The organism is Paraburkholderia sp. EG286A (assembly GCF_040965375.1).
In the GTDB taxonomy this organism is placed as follows: Bacteria; Pseudomonadota; Gammaproteobacteria; order Burkholderiales; family Burkholderiaceae; genus Paraburkholderia.
This window is the reverse complement of record NZ_JBFRCB010000001.1, coordinates 1,163,687-1,179,336: the sequence shown is the minus strand read 5'-3', so window position 1 is coordinate 1,179,336 and position 15,650 is coordinate 1,163,687. Positions and strand designations below refer to the sequence as shown.

The window sequence follows — 15,650 nt, the reverse complement described above, 5'->3', positions numbered from 1 at the left end:
TCATACAGACAGCCGGAGACGCCATGCAACCCACCGCCCATGTCGATACGTTCGCGCGCGATCATCTGCCGCCCGAGTCGCAGTGGCCCGACATGCTGCTCGACAATCCCGACGTTGCCTACCCCGCGCGCATGAATTGCGCAGTCGAGTTGCTGGACCGCGCGATCGAGGCCGGGCACGGCGAGCGCCCGGCCATCTGGTCGGATATCGACGGCAAACCGCAAGCCACCACCTATGCCGAGCTGCTCGCGCTCGTCAATCGCAGCGCCCGCGTGCTGGTGGAAGACATGGGCCTGCGGCCGGGCAACCGCGTCCTGTTGCGCGGGCCGAACACGCTGCAAATGGCGGTGGCGTTTCTCGCATCGCTCAAGGCTGGCCTCGTGGTGATTCCCACCATGCCGCTCTTGCGCGCGAAGGAGCTCAAGCAGATTGCGGACAAGGCGCAGGTTTGCGCGGCGCTGTGCGACGTGCGGCTCACTGAAGAACTCGCGCGCTGCATGGACCCCGCCGACGAGTTCTTTTGCGAAGGCATCAAGCAGGTCTGCTACTTTCACGACACGGCGCCAGGCACGCTGGAAGCGCTCGCGGCAGGCAAGCCCGCCGACTTCACGGCCTGCGACACGGCCTGCGACGACGTCTGCCTGATCGCCTTCACGAGCGGCACGACGGGCATGCCCAAGGGCTGCATGCACTTTCACCGCGACGTGATCGCCATGTGCGATCTGTTCCCGCGTCACATCCTGAAGCCCACGGCCGAGGACGTGTTCTGCGGCACGCCGCCGCTCGCGTTCACGTTCGGGCTGGGCGGGCTGCTGTGTTTCCCGCTGCGCGTCGGCGCGTCGACGGTGCTGATCGAAAAACTCACGCCGGCGCTGCTGCTCGACACGATCCAGCGCTTTCACGCGACCATCGTCTTTACCGCGCCCACGTTTTACCGGCAGATGGCGGCGCTCGTCACGCAGTACGACCTGACCAGCCTGCGCAAGACGGTCTCCGCCGGCGAGGCGCTGCCGCAGGCCACCCGCGAACTATGGCGCGAGGCGACGGGCATCGAGATGATCGACGGCATTGGCGGCACCGAGCTGATTCATATCTTCGTGTCGTCCGCGGGCGCCGACGTGCGCCCCGGTTCGATCGGCCGCGCGGTGCCCGGCTACGTCGTGCAGGCGTTGGACAATGACCTGCAGCCGGTGCCGCCCGGCGTGACGGGCAATCTCGCCGTGCGTGGCCCGACCGGCTGCCGCTATCTCTCCGACGAGCGCCAGGCCGTGTTCGTGCGCGGCGGCTGGAACCTGCCCGGCGACGCCGTATCGATCGACGCCGACGGCTATGTGTTCTACCAGGCCCGCTCCGACGACATGATCGTTTCGTCGGGCTACAACATCGCGGGTCCCGAAGTCGAGACGGTGCTCATGCAGCACCCCGCCGTGGCCGAATGCGGCGTAACGGGCGTGCCCGACGAAGTGCGCGGCCAGGTGGTGAAGGCGTTCGTCGTCTTGCGCCCGGGCTTCAGCGCCGGCGACGCCCTGGTCGCCGAGTTGCAGAACTTCGTGAAGAACGCGGTGGCGGCGTACAAATATCCACGCCTGATCGCCTTTATCGACGCACTGCCGCGCACCGAGACCGGCAAGCTCAAGCGCTCGGCGTTGCGGTCGATGTGAAGCGGTGCGCGGGGAAAGAACTACTACGTAAACCGTTGAATTCTTAACGATCACGTATCGCGGCCCTGGAAACGCTGATTTGCGCAAAATCATGCGCATATCGGCGTTTCAGCCGCCGCTTTGCGCAAAATTGCGCGCATTTCCCGCCGCAAAGCCCGGTCGCCTTGATGCGCAGAATTATGCGCAAATTGTCCAATAGCGACCTATAATGCGCACCATGATGCGCAAACAATCCACGAACCTCTCGATCTCCAACGTCGAGCGCCTGGCACAAGGCCTGCGCGCGACGCGCCGCGAGCGCAAGCTGACCCAGCAGGCCCTGGCCGAGCAGGCGGGCGTCGCCCGCCGCACCGTCACGAACGCCGAACACGCAGGCAACGTCGGCGTACGCGAACTCTGCCGTCTCGTGAACGCGCTCGGCTATGAAGTCGTGCTGCGCCCCATGGATACCGTCATCCTCGAGGACCTGAACGACATATTCAGGGACGACGAATGACTGCCAGCGCCGCATTCGACCTCGAAAGGCTCCTGCGCGAAATCCGCAACCTGGAAGTCCATACGCCGCAGGGACCGAGCGGTCTGCTCGCGCGCGAAAGCCGCTTCGTCTTCAATTACGGCGACGCGCCGGACAAGGCGGCCGTCTCGCTCACCATGCCGGTGCGGCGCCAGAGTTATGCGAGCGGCGACCTGATGGGCATCTTCGCGATGAACCGGCCAGAGGGCTACCTGCGCTTCGTCATCGAGGAACGGCTCGCGCGTTACGGCGCGCCCAGCGACATGTTTCTGCTCTTTCTCGCCGGCACCAATCAGATCGGGCGGCTCACCTATTCCGTGCCGGGAGAACGGGTGCCGCAGAGCGACGGCGAACGTCTGGACGAATTGCTTTCCTCGCCGTCGGGCCGTTTGTTCGAGCGCCTGATCGACCGCTACGCGCTCGGCTCGGGCATCTCCGGCGTACAGCCGAAGGCGGTCGTTCCGCTCGCCCACGAAGCCGCCGCGCGTCCCGCCGAGCACACGGCACTGCCCCTGCGCACGGTGATCGTGAAGGCCGAAGGCGACGATTTCCCCGGGCTCGCGCGCAACGAATACTTCTGCATGTCGGTGGCGAAAGAGGCGGCGCTCGAAGTCCCCGACTTCTGGCTTTCCGAAGACGGCAAGCTGTTCGTCATGTCGCGCTTCGATCGCGAGGCGGACGGCAGGCCCATCGGCTTCGAGGACATGAGCGTGCTCACCGGCAAGGCGAAATACGAGGGCAGCTACGAGATGATCGCCAAGGCCGTGGACATCTATACGCGCTCGGACCCGGCGCAGAAACGCCGCCTGTTCGAGCGCATCGCCCTCTCGTGCCTGTTGCGCGACGGTGATGCCCACATGAAGAACCTGGGAATCCTCTATATCGATCCGACCGGTCCGCGCCGGCTCGCTCCGGTGTTCGACGTGGTCTGCACGGACATCTATCCGGATCTCGACGGGCGCATGGCGCTCAACCTCAACCGGAGCAAGACCTTCCCGCTTCCGGCGGAGCTCCATGCCTTCGCCCGGCGCCTCGGCCTGCGGCAGTCCGAAGGCGAGGACATCATGAGCCGCCTGCACGGCGCCTATCTCACGGTCGCCGAGCGCTTCGCCGAGGACCGGCGATTCCACGAGGGCAACCTGCTCGCCAGGATCCGGCGGGCCGTCGAACGTCCGGGCGTCAAACCCGTCTCGCGCCCGAAGCTGGTGCGCTAGGCGCGCGAGCACGGGCAACCACGCCCGGCCGCCCGCGTCAGCTTTCGGCCGCCCCCTGCAACGCGAATGCCATGCGTTTGGCCGCCGCGTCGTAACGGCATACGACTTTGGCGCCCTCTTTCACGCCGCCCTTGAGCATTTCCTTCGCCAGCTCGTTCTCCACCGCCTGCTGCATCTTGCGCTTCAACTCGCGCGCACCGAATTCCGGCCGATATCCCTCCGCCGAGAGGTAATCGATCACGCTGTCGTCGAACGTCAGGTCGATGTCCTGGCTGCGTGCCATCCGCCGGACCTGTTCGAGCTGCAGCCGCACGATCGCGCGCAACTCGTCGCTGGTGAGCGGCTGGAACATGATGATCTCGTCGATGCGATTCAGGAACTCGGGCCGGAAATGCTGCCGCAGCTCGCCCATCACGGCGCCCTGCATCGATCCTTCGGCGCTCGAAAGGAAGCCGGGCCCCGAGCGCTTTTGCCCCGAGACCACGTCGGAGCCGAGATTGCTCGTCGCGATCACGACCGTATTGCTGAAGTCGACCACGCGCCCCTTGCCGTCGGTGAGCCGGCCGTCGTCGAACACCTGCAGCAGCACGTTGTAGACGTCGGCGTGCGCTTTCTCGATTTCGTCGAGCAGGATCACGCAATAGGGGCGGCGGCGCACCTTCTCGGTCAACTGGCCGCCTTCGTCATAGCCGACGTAACCCGGCGGCGAGCCGATCAGCCGCGACACCGCGTGGCGCTCCATGTACTCGCTCATGTCGATGCGCACGATGGCGTCTTCGTCGCCGAACACCACTTCGGCCAGCGCCTTCGCAAGCTCCGTCTTGCCGACGCCGGTCGGTCCGAGGAACAGGAAGACCGCCGTGGGCCGCCGGCCGCGCCGCAGCCCGGCGCGCGAACGGCGCACGGCGTCGCTGACCGCGACGATGGCCTGCTCCTGGCCGATCACGCGCTCATGCAGCCGCGCTTCCATTTCGAGCAGCCGCGTGCGTTCCTCGGCGGTCAGTTGCGTGACCGGCACGCCCGTGAGCTTCGAGACGATCTCCGCGACGTCTTCGCTCGTCACGTCGGAGGTCACGGTGCCGAGCTCCCCTTTCCAGTCACTGGTGGCCTGCGTGAGCGCCTTTTCCTTGTCGGCAATCGGCTCGTCCAGCGCATGGGCGCGCTCGAAGTTCTTGCGCGTCGCCGCGTAGTCCTGCTCGCGCCGCAACTGCGCCAGTTCCGCTTCGAGTTCGAGGATTGCCGCTGGCCGCGAGGTGGCCGAAAGATGCACGCGCGCCGCCGCCTGGTCGACCAGGTCGATGGCCTTGTCGGGCAGGAAGCGCCCCATCACGTAGCGGTCCGACAGCTCGGCCGCCGACACGAGCGCGTCGTCGCGAATGGTCACGTGGTGATGCACTTCGAGCTTGTCGCGCAAGCCGCGCAGGATGTTGATCGTCTGATCGACGCTCGGCTCGGAGACGAACACGGGCTGAAAGCGCCGCTCGAGCGCCGCGTCTTTCTCGATGTACTTCTGGTACTCGGAGAGCGTCGTCGCGCCGATCAGGTTCAGTTCGCCGCGCGCCATCGCGGGCTTGAAGACATTGGCGATGTCGAGCCCGCCCTCGCCGCCGCCCTGGCCCGCGCCGACGATCATGTGTACTTCGTCGATGAACAGCACGAGGCTTTCGCGCTGCGCCGAGATCTCCTCCATCACGCCTTTCACGCGCTCTTCGAATTCGCCGCGATACTTCGCGCCCGCGATCAGGCCGTTGACGTTCAGTTCGACGAGGCGCCGTCCGCGCAGCGATTCGGGCACGTCGCCGTTGAGCATGCGTTGCGCGAGGCCCTCGGCGATCGCGGTCTTGCCCACACCCGGCTCGCCGATCAGCACCGGATTGTTCTTGCGCCGGCGCGCGAGCACTTCGACCACGGTCTCGATCTCGCTCGAACGGCCGATCACGGGGTCGAGCTTGCCCTCGCTCGCGAGTGCGGTGAGATCGCGGCTGTACTGGTCGAGTTGCGGCGTCGCGCTGGGACCCTTCGCGGCAGGACGCTCGCGTTTGTCGCCCTGGGCCTCCACGAGCCGCTGCAGCACCTTCTGGGGCGTGACGCCGTAGCGGCCCAGCAGATGGCCCGCAAAACTTTCCGGCACCTGCGTGAGCCCGAAGAGCAGATGCTCGGGCGCGACGTAGCTGTGACCCAGTTCGCGCGAGACGAGAAACGCGCGGTCGAGCGCGCCCTTCAGGCGCGGCGAGACGCCGATGCGGCCGTCCTCGGGCGCGGGCGCGCCTTCGCGCTTTTGCGCATTGGCGTCGATGAACGCGCGCACATCGTCGGGCTGAATGCCGAGACGCTTGAGGATCGCCGCGCCTGCGTCGTTGCCCGCGAGTTCGTAAAGCAGATGCTCGGTGTCGACCTCGCGCCGCCCGAACTGCACCGCCCGCTCCGCCGCGCGCTGGAGCAATTCACGCGCCACGTCGCTGAAATAGCGTTCGACGATGGCGCCGTCGCCCGCTTCCATGGCCTGTGGCGCAGGTTCGGCCGCCGGGCCGCCGGCATCGTCCGCGCCGTCCGCCTGCTGCGAGGCGCGAAACAGCGCTTCCAGCGGGCTCAGGGTGCGTTGATGCCGCGTGAGTTGCGCGTAGTGATAGTCGCAGACATCGAGAAAGCGCCGCCTGCCGTCCTGCAACACGGCGACCCGCACCGTAGCGGGGCGCACGCCGCAGATATCGCAGTTGAACTGAGCCATTTCGTCTCCTTGGAAGCGATGCGCGGCGCGCGCGGGTGCGCTGCCCGCGACCAGCAATGGCACGAGGCATGCCCACGCGAGCGTCGCAAAATTGCTCTAACGAATGCCGAAGCGAAGTTCAGACGTCATCGTAACGTCGAATCGAACTGCGCGTCGTCAAGAGGAGACGTTTGCTAATCGATGGCGTTCCTGCGCGGCGTCAAACGTCCTGCTGGGCAGCCGAACTGGACGCCCCGCGGACCTGCGCCGCCGGGTCGCGTATCCAGGCGCTCAGCAAGGTGGACGAAACGGCGAGGATCACCGGCCCGATGAAGAGCCCGACGATGCCGAAGGCGAACAGGCCGCCGAGCACGCCGGAGAGAATCAGCAGCATCGGCAGATTGACGCCGCGCCGGATCAGCACCGGCCGCACGAGGTTGTCGAGCATGGCCACCATCACCGACCACACCGCGAGCAGGCTGCCCGCAATGTGCGCGTCGTGCACGAACAGCCAGATCACGCCGCCGAGCAGCGGCAGCGTCGGGCCGATCTGCGCGAGACACAGCATCAGCATCACGGCCGTGAGGACGCCCGCGCCCGGCACACCGGCCACCCACAGGCCGATGCCGCCGAGCGCCGACTGCAGAACCGCCGTCACGACGATGCCGAGCGCCACTGCGCGCACCGAAGCGCCCGCGAGCTTGACGGCCTGCTCGCCGTAAGCGGGCGCCACGCGCATGGCGAAGCGCGTGACGTAGTCGGCGGCCTGCTCGCCGTTGCTGTACAGAATGCCCGTGATGATGACGGTGATGAACATGTGCATGACGAACACGCCCACCGAAGCGGCGTGGCCGATCAGCCAGTGCGCCGCGATCGAAACATACGGTTCGAGCTGCGCGAGCAGGCCGCCTGGGCCGGCGTCCGAAAACTCCTGCCACTTGGCGGCAATGCGCGAGCCGACCACGGGAATGTCGCTGACCCACTGCGGCGGCGCGGTCAACGCATAGTCGGGCAGCTTGCGGATCAGCTCCATGATTTCGCCGCCGTGCACCGCGAGCGTCGAGATGGCTTCATAGAGCGGCAGCACGATCACGACCAGAAGGATCAGCAGCATGATGAGCGTGGCGAGCCAGCGGCGGTTGCCGCAGCGCCGCTCGATGGCTTTCATGGCGGGCCAGGTCGCGACGACGATGGTCGTCGCCCAGATCAGCCCCGGCAGGAACGGGCGCATGACGTAGAGGCTGCCGATCGTCAGCGCGCAGAGTATGGCAACAACGAACAGGATGCGGGCAAGGTCCGGCATGGCTTGCGGCTTCACGTACTTCTCCTCACGGCAGGGCGCGCCTCACGGCGCCGACGCGCTAGTCTATATCGGATAGGCTACGAATCCGTTTAAAAAGGTCCCGCACGCCTGCCGCCCGCAACGCACTCTGGAATAATGGCCCTTTCCCCGACCTGCAACGAAGAAGAGCCAGCCATGACCGCAACCGATACGAAACTGCCCTGCGTGCTCCTCACCAACGACGACGGCATCGACGCGCCCGGCCTCGCCGTGCTCGAAGCCGTGGCCGCCGAACTCGCGCACGAAGTCTGGGTCGTCGCGCCCGAGCACGATCAGAGCGGCACCTCGCACTCGATCAGCCTGCACACGCCGCTGCGCGTGAGCCGGCGCGGCGCGCGGCGCTTCGGCGTACTTGGCACGCCGGGCGATTGCGTGGTGATGGCGGTGCGCCAGCTCATGGGCGACGTGCGCCCTTCGCTCGTGCTCTCGGGCATCAACCGCGGCGGCAACCTCGGCGTGGAAACGATGTTCTCGGGCACGGTGGGCGCAGCGATGACGGGCCTGTTGCTCGGCCTGCCGTCCATCGCCCTGAGCCAGACCTTCCGCGACCGCGAGCGGGTGCGCTGGGACACCGCCCGCGCGCTCGCGCCGGACGTGATTCGCCTCCTCGCCGCCGTGGCGCATGACGCACCGGTCTGCCTGAACGTGAATTTCCCCGATATCGACGCGAGCGCTGCGGGCCCGCTCACGGTCACGCGCCAGGGCGTCGGGCTCGTGCAGGGCATCGACGTCGTGCCGCAGATCGACCCGCGCGGCATGGACTACCACTGGCTGCGCTTCAACCGCGGCCCGCGCGAAAACGGGCCCGACAGCGAAACGGCCGTGGTGAACTCCGGCCGTGTTTCGGTCACGCCGCTGCATTTCGAGCGCACCGACGAAAAGACGTTCGTCACGTTGCAGGCGGCGCTGGGCGCGGCCGCCTGACCATGGCTCGATGACCCGTCGCGATCAACCGCGCGCGGCGGCCGTCATCGCCCGCGCGATCGCGTCGCGGATGTCATCAGGAATCCCAATCGACTTGTGGGTGTCGAGCGAGGTGGTCACGATGGTCTGGCGTGCCGCCATGCGCAGCACGCCGTCCACGCCCGTGCAGGCCCACGCGAGCGTGAGCGACGCCCCGCCCAGGCGCTCGACGTCGAGCGAGAGCCAGACCTCGTCGCCCATCTTGCTGACCGCCTTGAAATCCACTTCGAGCCGCACGGTCGGCATGCCCACGCGGCGAGCGCCTATCACGCCGTGATAGCCCTCCTGCGGCAACAACTCGTCGATCCACGACTCGACGAGATCGTTGAAGAGGACGAAATACTGCGGATAGAACACGATCCCGGCGGGATCGCACTCCGAGAAGTGAATCTTGTGTTTGCGGCGGTAGGTGGGCGTCGCCATGCGTGTGTCTCCTTCCATGCCAACTCGTAACTGCGCGCGGCACCGTCAAATGACGAGCCGCGACACCTTCACGCCTTCCAGCGACACCCCGGCCATGAGGCCCGCGTTGGTCAGCACGAACGCTTCCACGGGGCTCGTCGCGGTCGAGGTATCGACGTTGCCGTTCGCGCCCACCGTGACGAGCGCAACCGTGGCGTCCGCGCCTGCCGACCAGCCCTGGCTGCTCGTGAAATCGTTGAGCGCGACCGGGTTCATGAACGCGAAGATGATGGCCTTGGACTGCGCGCCGATCTGCAGGCCGAACGAGCCCGCAATGGTGCTGTAGTAGCCCGTCGTGCGGCCATCCACGCGCAGCGCGCCGGTGCCGTACTGACCGCCGATCCAGAAGCCTGCCGAAAGCACCTGCGGAAAGACGAGCACGCCGCTCGCCTTCGAGACCAGCTCCTGCGAGCCGCTCACCGTGCTGAAGAGGCGCGAGAGCGTGGCGTCGACGCCCGCGTCGATCGAATTGCGCTTCGCCGTGTTTTGCGAAGCGTTGTTCTGCGTGCCGAGCGGCGTGGTCGTGCAGCCGGCAAGCGCGAGGCCGCTGGCGGCGAGAGCGGCACTGGAGCTGAGAAGAAATTGACGTCGGCGCATTGCGTGGTTTTCCTGTGCAAATGGGGCTTCGGGTGCCCGCGCCGGCCCGATCGTGGACGTCCGGGCCGCGCGCAAAGCGCTACAGGATAGCGCGCATGGCCGTCGCCGGGGCAAACCCGCAATCCGGCGCGTGGGCACCCGGCCGCCTGCGGCGGCCATGACCGCTCATCCTTGGGGGTATAGGACCATGCAGCGGGCATCGAGTTCGCGCGAAGATGTAAGGAAATCCCCAGCCGCGGGCGTTTCGATGCAACGCAACAGCGGCCGCGGCCGCGACATCGCACCGCGCTGATTGCCGCTATCAGGGCTGCGGCCCCGCGTGGGCAAACGCGAAAGGCCGTGTTAGACTCCGCCGCGCAATCATTCTCATTCTCATGAATTCTCGCAAGCATTCACTGCTGACCGCATGGCTTGGCCTCGTCGCCATGTGGCTCATCGTGCTTGCGCCGCTCGTGAGCCAGCTCGTCGCCGCGCAGCATGCGCACGAGCCGGACGCCACGCTCTGCTCGGCCATGCAGCCGGCGCAGGCCGGTAGCGCGCCGCATCTTTCGCACGACGATGCATTCGGCGCCTGCGGCTACTGCCATCTGCTCGAGCATCATGTGGCGATGGCTTCGGTCGCCGCGCCCGCTCCGCTTGCCGCCCTCGCGCTCGCGCGCGAGACGATTGCGCCGCCCGTCACCCACGACCTCCCCTTAGGCGCCTTCCCTTCGGGCAGGCCGCGCGCCCCACCCGTCCTTTCCTGAGTTACGCCTTCACCGGCCGGCCGATCGCGATCTGATTGCGTGCGCAACGAGCACGCACGCCGCGCGCGGCTGCTCGATTCCCGTTTTCAGGAAAGCATCTCATGTCCACGCTCACCACGCGTGGCGCTGGCGTTCGCTCGCGCGAACGCGCAACGCCGCGCGCGCTGCGGCACGCCGGGCGCCTCGCGCTCGCCATGCTGCCGCGCGTCTTGCCGCTGCCTCTCGTTGCTCCCATCGCCGGTCATGCGGCCCAGGCTGCCGAGGCGCAACCCGCCGATGCGGCCTCGTCCGCGACGCTGCCCACCGTCAAGGTCAGCGCCACCGCTGGCAGCGCCGCGGGTCCTGCCGTCGACCCCAACCTGCCGGCGACGGTGGAAACCGTCACGCCCGCTCAGTTCTCGAACTGGAACGTCGTCAACACCGAGGACGTGCTCAAGTACCTGCCCAATCTCGCCGTGCGCAAGCGCTACGTGGGCGATCTGAACTCGATCATCGCCGTGCGCGGCACGAGCAATACGCAAAGCGCGCGCGGCCTCGTCTACGCAGACGGCCTGCTGCTCTCGAACCTGCTCGGCAACAGCTACAGTTTTCCGCCGCGCTGGTCGATGGTGTTCCCCGACCAGATCCAGCAGGTGGATGTGATCTATGGGCCGTATTCCGCGCTCTATCCCGGCAACTCGCTCGGCGCCACCGTGCTCATCACCACGCGCATGCCGAAGGCGTTCGAAGCGAACGCGGACGTGAAGGCGTTCACCCAGCATTTCAGCCTCTTTGGCGTGAACCAGAACTTCAACGGCAGCGAGATGAGCGCTTCGATCGGCGACCGCATCGGCAAGTTCTCGTATCTGCTTGGCGTGAACCACCTGGAGAACACCAGCCAGCCGCTGCAGTTCGCCACCCTTGCCCAGTCGACGAAACCCGCGCAGCCGGGCGACGTGCCCGTGCGTGGCGCGTACTTCTACAACAACCAGACCAACACGCCCACGGTCGTGCTCGGCGTGAACGGCGAAGGCATGCAGCACACGGTGCAGGACCAGTTCAAGCTGCGCATGCAGTACGACTTCACGCCCACCGTGCAAGGCGGCGTGACGCTCGGCTACTGGCACCAGACCTACAACAACGCCACCTCGACCTTCCTTTACGACGCGAACGGCAACCCCGTGTACAGCGGCAAGGTGTCGATCAATGGCTACGAGTACACCATTCCCGCCGCCGCGTTCGCACCGAGCCGCGGCTGGAGCGAAAACTGGCTCTACGGTGCCACACTGCGCACGCATCAGGCCACCGGCTGGAATGCGGAAGCCATTGCTTCGTACTACGACGTAAGCAACAGCGTGGCGCGCACGGCGAATGCGGGGGGACCCGGCAACGGCCCCGGCGTCATGACGCTCGGCGACGGCACCGGCTGGAAGACGCTCGACCTCAAGGCGACGTGGACGCCCGCCACGCCCGACGCCGGGCTCGCCGCTCACTGGCTCACGTTCGGCTATCACTACGACGACTACGCGCTCGACAACCGCACGTACAACACGCTCGCGTGGCGCGACGGCGGCGCGAACAGTTTCGCCAACGCCTTCGCCGGCAAGACCGAAACCCAGGCGCTCTACGCACAGGACGCCTGGCGCTTCCTGCCGCGCTGGAAGCTCGTGTACGGCGTGCGCTACGAAAACTGGCGCGCCTTCGACGGCTATCAGGCGCTCGGCGGCGTGAACGTGCCGTATGCGAACGTGGGCGACCATCACTTCTCGCCGAAGGCTTCGCTCTCGTTCGACGTGACCGACGACCTCACGCTGCGCGCATCGATTGCGCGCGCCTACCGCTTCCCGACCGTGAGCGAGTTGTTCCAGGGGCAGGTGAACGGCTCGTCCATCGTCAACAACAATCCGAACCTGCGCCCCGAGGACGATCTCTCGAAGGAAGTGAGCGCCGAATGGGCGCACTGGAACGGCCTGTTCCGCCTGACGCTCTTTCAGGACGACGTAAAAAACACGATCTTCAGCCAGACCGATACGACGGTCATTCCGAACGTCACGAACTTCCAGAACATCGGCAAGGTGCGCTCGCGCGGCGTGGAAACGAGCTATCAGGGAGAAGACGTCATCGTGCGCGGGCTCGATCTCGCGGCGAGCGTGGCGTATACGCAGTCGAAGATTCTGGAGAACGCGCAGAATCCGGCGAGCGTCGGCAAGTACTTCTACCGCATTCCGCTGTGGCGCGCGAATCTCGTCGCGACCTACCGGTTCGACGCGCGCTCCGCGCTCACGCTCGCCGCGCGCTACTCGGGGCGCCAGTACAACACGCTCACGAACACCGACACGAACCCGAACGTATTCGGCGGCACGAGCACCTACACGGTCGCCGACGTGAAGTACACCTTCCGGCCGACGAAGAAGAGCGAGATCGGCGTGGGCATCGACAACCTGTTCGACGCGCGCTACTTCGTCTATCACCCGTATCCCGGCCGCACGTACTACGTCGAAGCGAAGCTCGGCATTTGAGCGGCGCGCTCGCGGCCTTCGCTTCCGTTCGCATTTCCGTTCGCATTTTCGTCTGAATCATCCATGTACTCGAGCCGTGCCGGCTCGACAAGGAGTCCCCGATGTCCACGATATCCGACCCGGTCAGCGCACCGCCTGCCCGCGCGGTGCAGCCCGGCTACCGCACGCTGTGGCGCTGGCATTTTTATGCAGGCCTCTTCGTCATGCCCTTGCTGCTCGTACTCGCCATTACGGGCACGATCTACTGCTTCCAGCCGCAGATCGAACCCCTGCTTTACCCGCATCGGCTGGTGGTCGCGCCGGCGGCGACACCGCGCCTGCCCGTGGATGCCCTGCTGGCCCGCGCACGCGCCGCGCTGCCGCCAGAGGCGCGGGCGCTGCGCGCGCACGTCGAGTCGAATCCCGCGCGCAGCGCCGAATTCGTGTTCGCGCTGCCCGGCGGGACCAAAGAGAGCGTCTACGTGAATCCCTACGATGGCGCGGTGCTCGGCACGCTCGACGTCGATCGCCGCTTCATGCAGGTCGACCGCATGCTGCATCGCAAGCTCCTGCTCGGCAAGTCCGGCGAGCTGCTCATGGAGCTGGCCGCCTGCTGGACGCTCGTGATGCTCGCCACCGGCATTGCGCTCTGGTGGCCAGGCGCGGGCGCGTCGTGGCGCGCCGCGCTGCTGCCTCGCTTCGGTGCGCGCGGACGGCCGTTCTGGAAGAGCGTGCACGCGAGCGTCGGCATCTGGCTCGCCGTGGGCGCGCTCGCGTTCGTGCTGAGCGGCCTGCCGTGGACGGGCTCGTGGGGCAAGCAGTTCAAGGCGCTCGCCACGCGCGCGAGCCTCGGCGCGCCGCGCGGCGCGTGGGGCGGCGGCCTCGGGGTGAAGTCGGCCTTGCCGGGTGCGCCGCTAGCTGCCGCCACCGCAGCAGCTAGCGGCGCAGCGGCGAATCCGCCCGCAAGCCACGCCGGCGGACAGGAACACGGCGGAGAGCACGCGGGCCACGACATGGCGTCGATGCCGGGCATGGTGATGGACGACATGCCGCTGCCGCTCGTGCCCTGGGCCGTCGGCGCGGTTCCGGTGCCGCACTCGCCCGACGCGTCCGGCGCACCGCAACACTGGACGCTCGCTCAGGTCGTCGCCCAGATGCGCGATCTCGGCGTGCGCGACGGCTACGACATCGTGCTGCCCGCCACGCCCGATGGCGTCTACACGGTCTCGTACTTTCCGCCCGATCCGAAAGCGGAGCGCACGGTGTATATCGACCAGTACAGCGGCGCCGTGCTCCGGGACATTCGCTATGACGATTACGGCGCAGTCTCGCAAGCCATTTCCTATGGCACGTCGCTGCACATGGGCCGCTACTTCGGCCTCGCGAACCAGCTGATCTGCGCGGCGATCTCGCTGGGCCTCGGCGCACTCGCGGTAACCGGCTTCGTGATGTGGTGGATGCGCCGTCCCGCGCGCGCAAAGGGCGCATCGATGCTGGCCGCGCCCTCACGCGAGCGCGCCGCGCCGCCGCTGCGCGCCTGGAAGACCGCTCTCGTGCTGCTCGGCATCGTGTTTCCGCTGATGGGCGCGACGCTCGTGGCGGTCTGGCTGTTCGACCGCACAGCCTTCCGACGCGCCTAGAAGCTGCCGTCTTGCCGGCATCGGCGGCCGTGGCCGCCCTGCGGTAATCTGCGGACACAATTGCGTCTGAACCTGGCTGTGCCAAACGGTTTCAAACGTATATATGCGGAGATTATCGTGTGGCGGCTAATTTCGGCGCTGGGCGCGGCCGCGGTGCTCGCGGGCTGCGCGGTCGCGCCCTATCCCGGCTACCCCGGGTACTACGGCTATGACTACGGCTACCCCTACTACTCAGGCTATCCGTACGCCTACGGTTACGACTACTACCCCGGTTATTTCGGCGGCGGCTATGGCGGCGTCGCCATCTGGGGCGGTGGCGGCGGATGCTGCTATCACCATGGCTGGCACGGCGGCCATGGCGGCGGCTGGCACGGTGGCGGCTGGCACGGAGGCGGTGGGCACGGCGGTGGCGGCTGGCATGGAGGCGGTGGCGGCACGTGGCAAGGCGGCGGCGGTGGTATGGGAGCCGGCGGCGGCCACGGCCATTGACGGAACACCGCGGTCCCACCGCGCGATCACGGTGGGACCGCTCTGTTGAAGCGGCCCCCGCGCCGTGCGCGCAAGCGCGGCGCCCCGCTTACACGCGCCCGTTCACGGGAATCAGCGCCCCCGTAATCGCCTGCGCGTCCGCACCCAGCAAAAACGCAATGACCGTCGCGATCTCGCGCGGCTGCACCCAGCGCGTGAAATCGGCGTCCGGCATGTCGGCACGGTTTGGCGGCGTGTCGATGATGCTCGGCAAAATCGCGTTCACCGTCACACCCTTGTCCTTCAGTTCTTCCGCAAGCGCTTCCGTCAAGCGTGCCACGCCCGCCTTCGACGCCGAATACGCACCCATGCCGAGCCCCGCCTTGAGTCCCGCGCCCGCGCCGATGTTGACCACACGCCCCGCGCCGCTCTGCACGAGATAAGGCAGCGCGGCCTTCGAGGCGTTGAGCGCCGTCTTCACGTTCAGATCGAACATCAGATCCCACGTGCGCGCGTCGCCGTCGCCGATGGTCTCCCACCGGAACGCGCCCGCCACGTTGACGAGCGCGTCGAGCCCGCCCAGCTTCCCGTGCAACGTGCCGAACGCGGTCTGGGCCGCGTTCGCGTCGACGAGATCGACGCCGCCCATGCGCAGCGCGTTCGCGAGCGCGGCGGGCAGCGCCGCCGCTTCGGGGGCCGCGCCGCGGCCGATCAGCGCCACGCGGGCGCCGCGCTCGGCCAGCAATTGCGCCGTCGCCAAACCCAGGCTGCCGAAGCCACCCGTCACCGCGACGACTTTGCCGTTCAATCCGTTTTCCATGCGCTTGTTCCTCTCGTTGCTTCACTAACCTGAATTCGA

13 protein-coding genes are annotated in these 15,650 nt (G+C 67.1%); 8 read left to right on the top strand and 5 right to left on the bottom strand.

What is annotated here, in order from left to right:
- Positions 1 to 23: 23 nt before the first annotated feature.
- From AB4Y35_RS05285 to AB4Y35_RS05275, 3 genes are all read left to right on the top strand, one after another.
- The gene (locus AB4Y35_RS05285; RefSeq protein ID WP_368703598.1) at positions 24 to 1,661 is read left to right on the top strand and encodes an AMP-binding protein; all 1,638 of its coding nucleotides are present in this window, start codon (positions 24 to 26) and stop codon (positions 1,659 to 1,661) included.
- 217 nt (positions 1,662 to 1,878) lie between these two features.
- Positions 1,879 to 2,157: a helix-turn-helix domain-containing protein gene (locus AB4Y35_RS05280; protein ID WP_368703597.1), complete on the top strand. Its 279-nt coding sequence runs from the start codon at positions 1,879 to 1,881 to the stop codon at positions 2,155 to 2,157.
- The gene (locus tag AB4Y35_RS05275) at positions 2,154 to 3,389 is read left to right on the top strand and encodes a type II toxin-antitoxin system HipA family toxin (protein ID WP_368703596.1); all 1,236 of its coding nucleotides are present in this window, start codon (positions 2,154 to 2,156) and stop codon (positions 3,387 to 3,389) included. The genes AB4Y35_RS05280 and AB4Y35_RS05275 overlap by 4 nt, the downstream gene beginning before the upstream one ends.
- Positions 3,390 to 3,426: 37 nt before the next feature.
- Here AB4Y35_RS05275 and AB4Y35_RS05270 read toward each other — a convergent pair whose 3' ends face one another.
- Together AB4Y35_RS05270 and ydiK are read right to left on the bottom strand one after the other, a co-directional pair.
- Positions 3,427 to 6,117, bottom strand: coding sequence for an ATP-dependent Clp protease ATP-binding subunit (locus tag AB4Y35_RS05270; RefSeq protein WP_368703595.1), 2,691 nt, complete (start codon positions 6,115 to 6,117; stop codon positions 3,427 to 3,429).
- Between the two features lie 199 nt (positions 6,118 to 6,316).
- Entirely contained in the window at positions 6,317 to 7,399 is a 1,083-nt protein-coding gene (gene ydiK, locus AB4Y35_RS05265; protein ID WP_342920906.1) for an AI-2E family transporter YdiK, read from the bottom strand.
- 174 nt (positions 7,400 to 7,573) lie between these two features.
- Here ydiK and surE point away from each other — a divergent pair, with 174 nt between their 5' ends.
- Positions 7,574 to 8,362, top strand: a complete 789-nt coding sequence (gene surE, locus AB4Y35_RS05260) for a 5'/3'-nucleotidase SurE (RefSeq protein WP_368703594.1) — start codon at positions 7,574 to 7,576, stop codon at positions 8,360 to 8,362.
- Between the two features lie 24 nt (positions 8,363 to 8,386).
- On the opposite strand, the gene AB4Y35_RS05255 is transcribed toward surE, so the two are convergent.
- Positions 8,387 to 8,824, bottom strand: a complete 438-nt coding sequence (locus AB4Y35_RS05255; protein WP_368703593.1) for an acyl-CoA thioesterase — start codon at positions 8,822 to 8,824, stop codon at positions 8,387 to 8,389.
- Between the two features lie 45 nt (positions 8,825 to 8,869).
- On the bottom strand, positions 8,870 to 9,460 hold the full coding sequence (locus AB4Y35_RS05250; RefSeq protein WP_368686966.1) for a YSC84-related protein: 591 nt from the start codon (positions 9,458 to 9,460) through the stop codon (positions 8,870 to 8,872).
- A gap of 374 nt (positions 9,461 to 9,834) precedes the next feature.
- Here AB4Y35_RS05250 and AB4Y35_RS05245 point away from each other — a divergent pair, with 374 nt between their 5' ends.
- From AB4Y35_RS05245 to AB4Y35_RS05230, 4 genes are all read left to right on the top strand, one after another.
- A complete protein-coding gene (locus AB4Y35_RS05245) occupies positions 9,835 to 10,206 on the top strand; it encodes a DUF2946 domain-containing protein (RefSeq protein ID WP_368703592.1) in 372 nt (123 codons plus the stop codon).
- A 101-nt stretch (positions 10,207 to 10,307) separates the two neighbouring features.
- Positions 10,308 to 12,704, top strand: coding sequence for a TonB-dependent receptor (locus tag AB4Y35_RS05240; protein WP_368703591.1), 2,397 nt, complete (start codon positions 10,308 to 10,310; stop codon positions 12,702 to 12,704).
- Positions 12,705 to 12,805: 101 nt separating this feature from the next.
- Positions 12,806 to 14,323, top strand: a complete 1,518-nt coding sequence (locus tag AB4Y35_RS05235) for a PepSY-associated TM helix domain-containing protein (RefSeq protein ID WP_368703590.1) — start codon at positions 12,806 to 12,808, stop codon at positions 14,321 to 14,323.
- 117 nt (positions 14,324 to 14,440) lie between these two features.
- Positions 14,441 to 14,812: a hypothetical protein gene (locus tag AB4Y35_RS05230; RefSeq protein WP_368703589.1), complete on the top strand. Its 372-nt coding sequence runs from the start codon at positions 14,441 to 14,443 to the stop codon at positions 14,810 to 14,812.
- Between the two features lie 88 nt (positions 14,813 to 14,900).
- Here the strand turns inward: AB4Y35_RS05230 and AB4Y35_RS05225 are convergent, their stop codons facing one another.
- Positions 14,901 to 15,611, bottom strand: coding sequence for an SDR family NAD(P)-dependent oxidoreductase (locus AB4Y35_RS05225; RefSeq protein ID WP_368703588.1), 711 nt, complete (start codon positions 15,609 to 15,611; stop codon positions 14,901 to 14,903).
- Between the last annotated feature and the right edge of the window lie 39 nt (positions 15,612 to 15,650).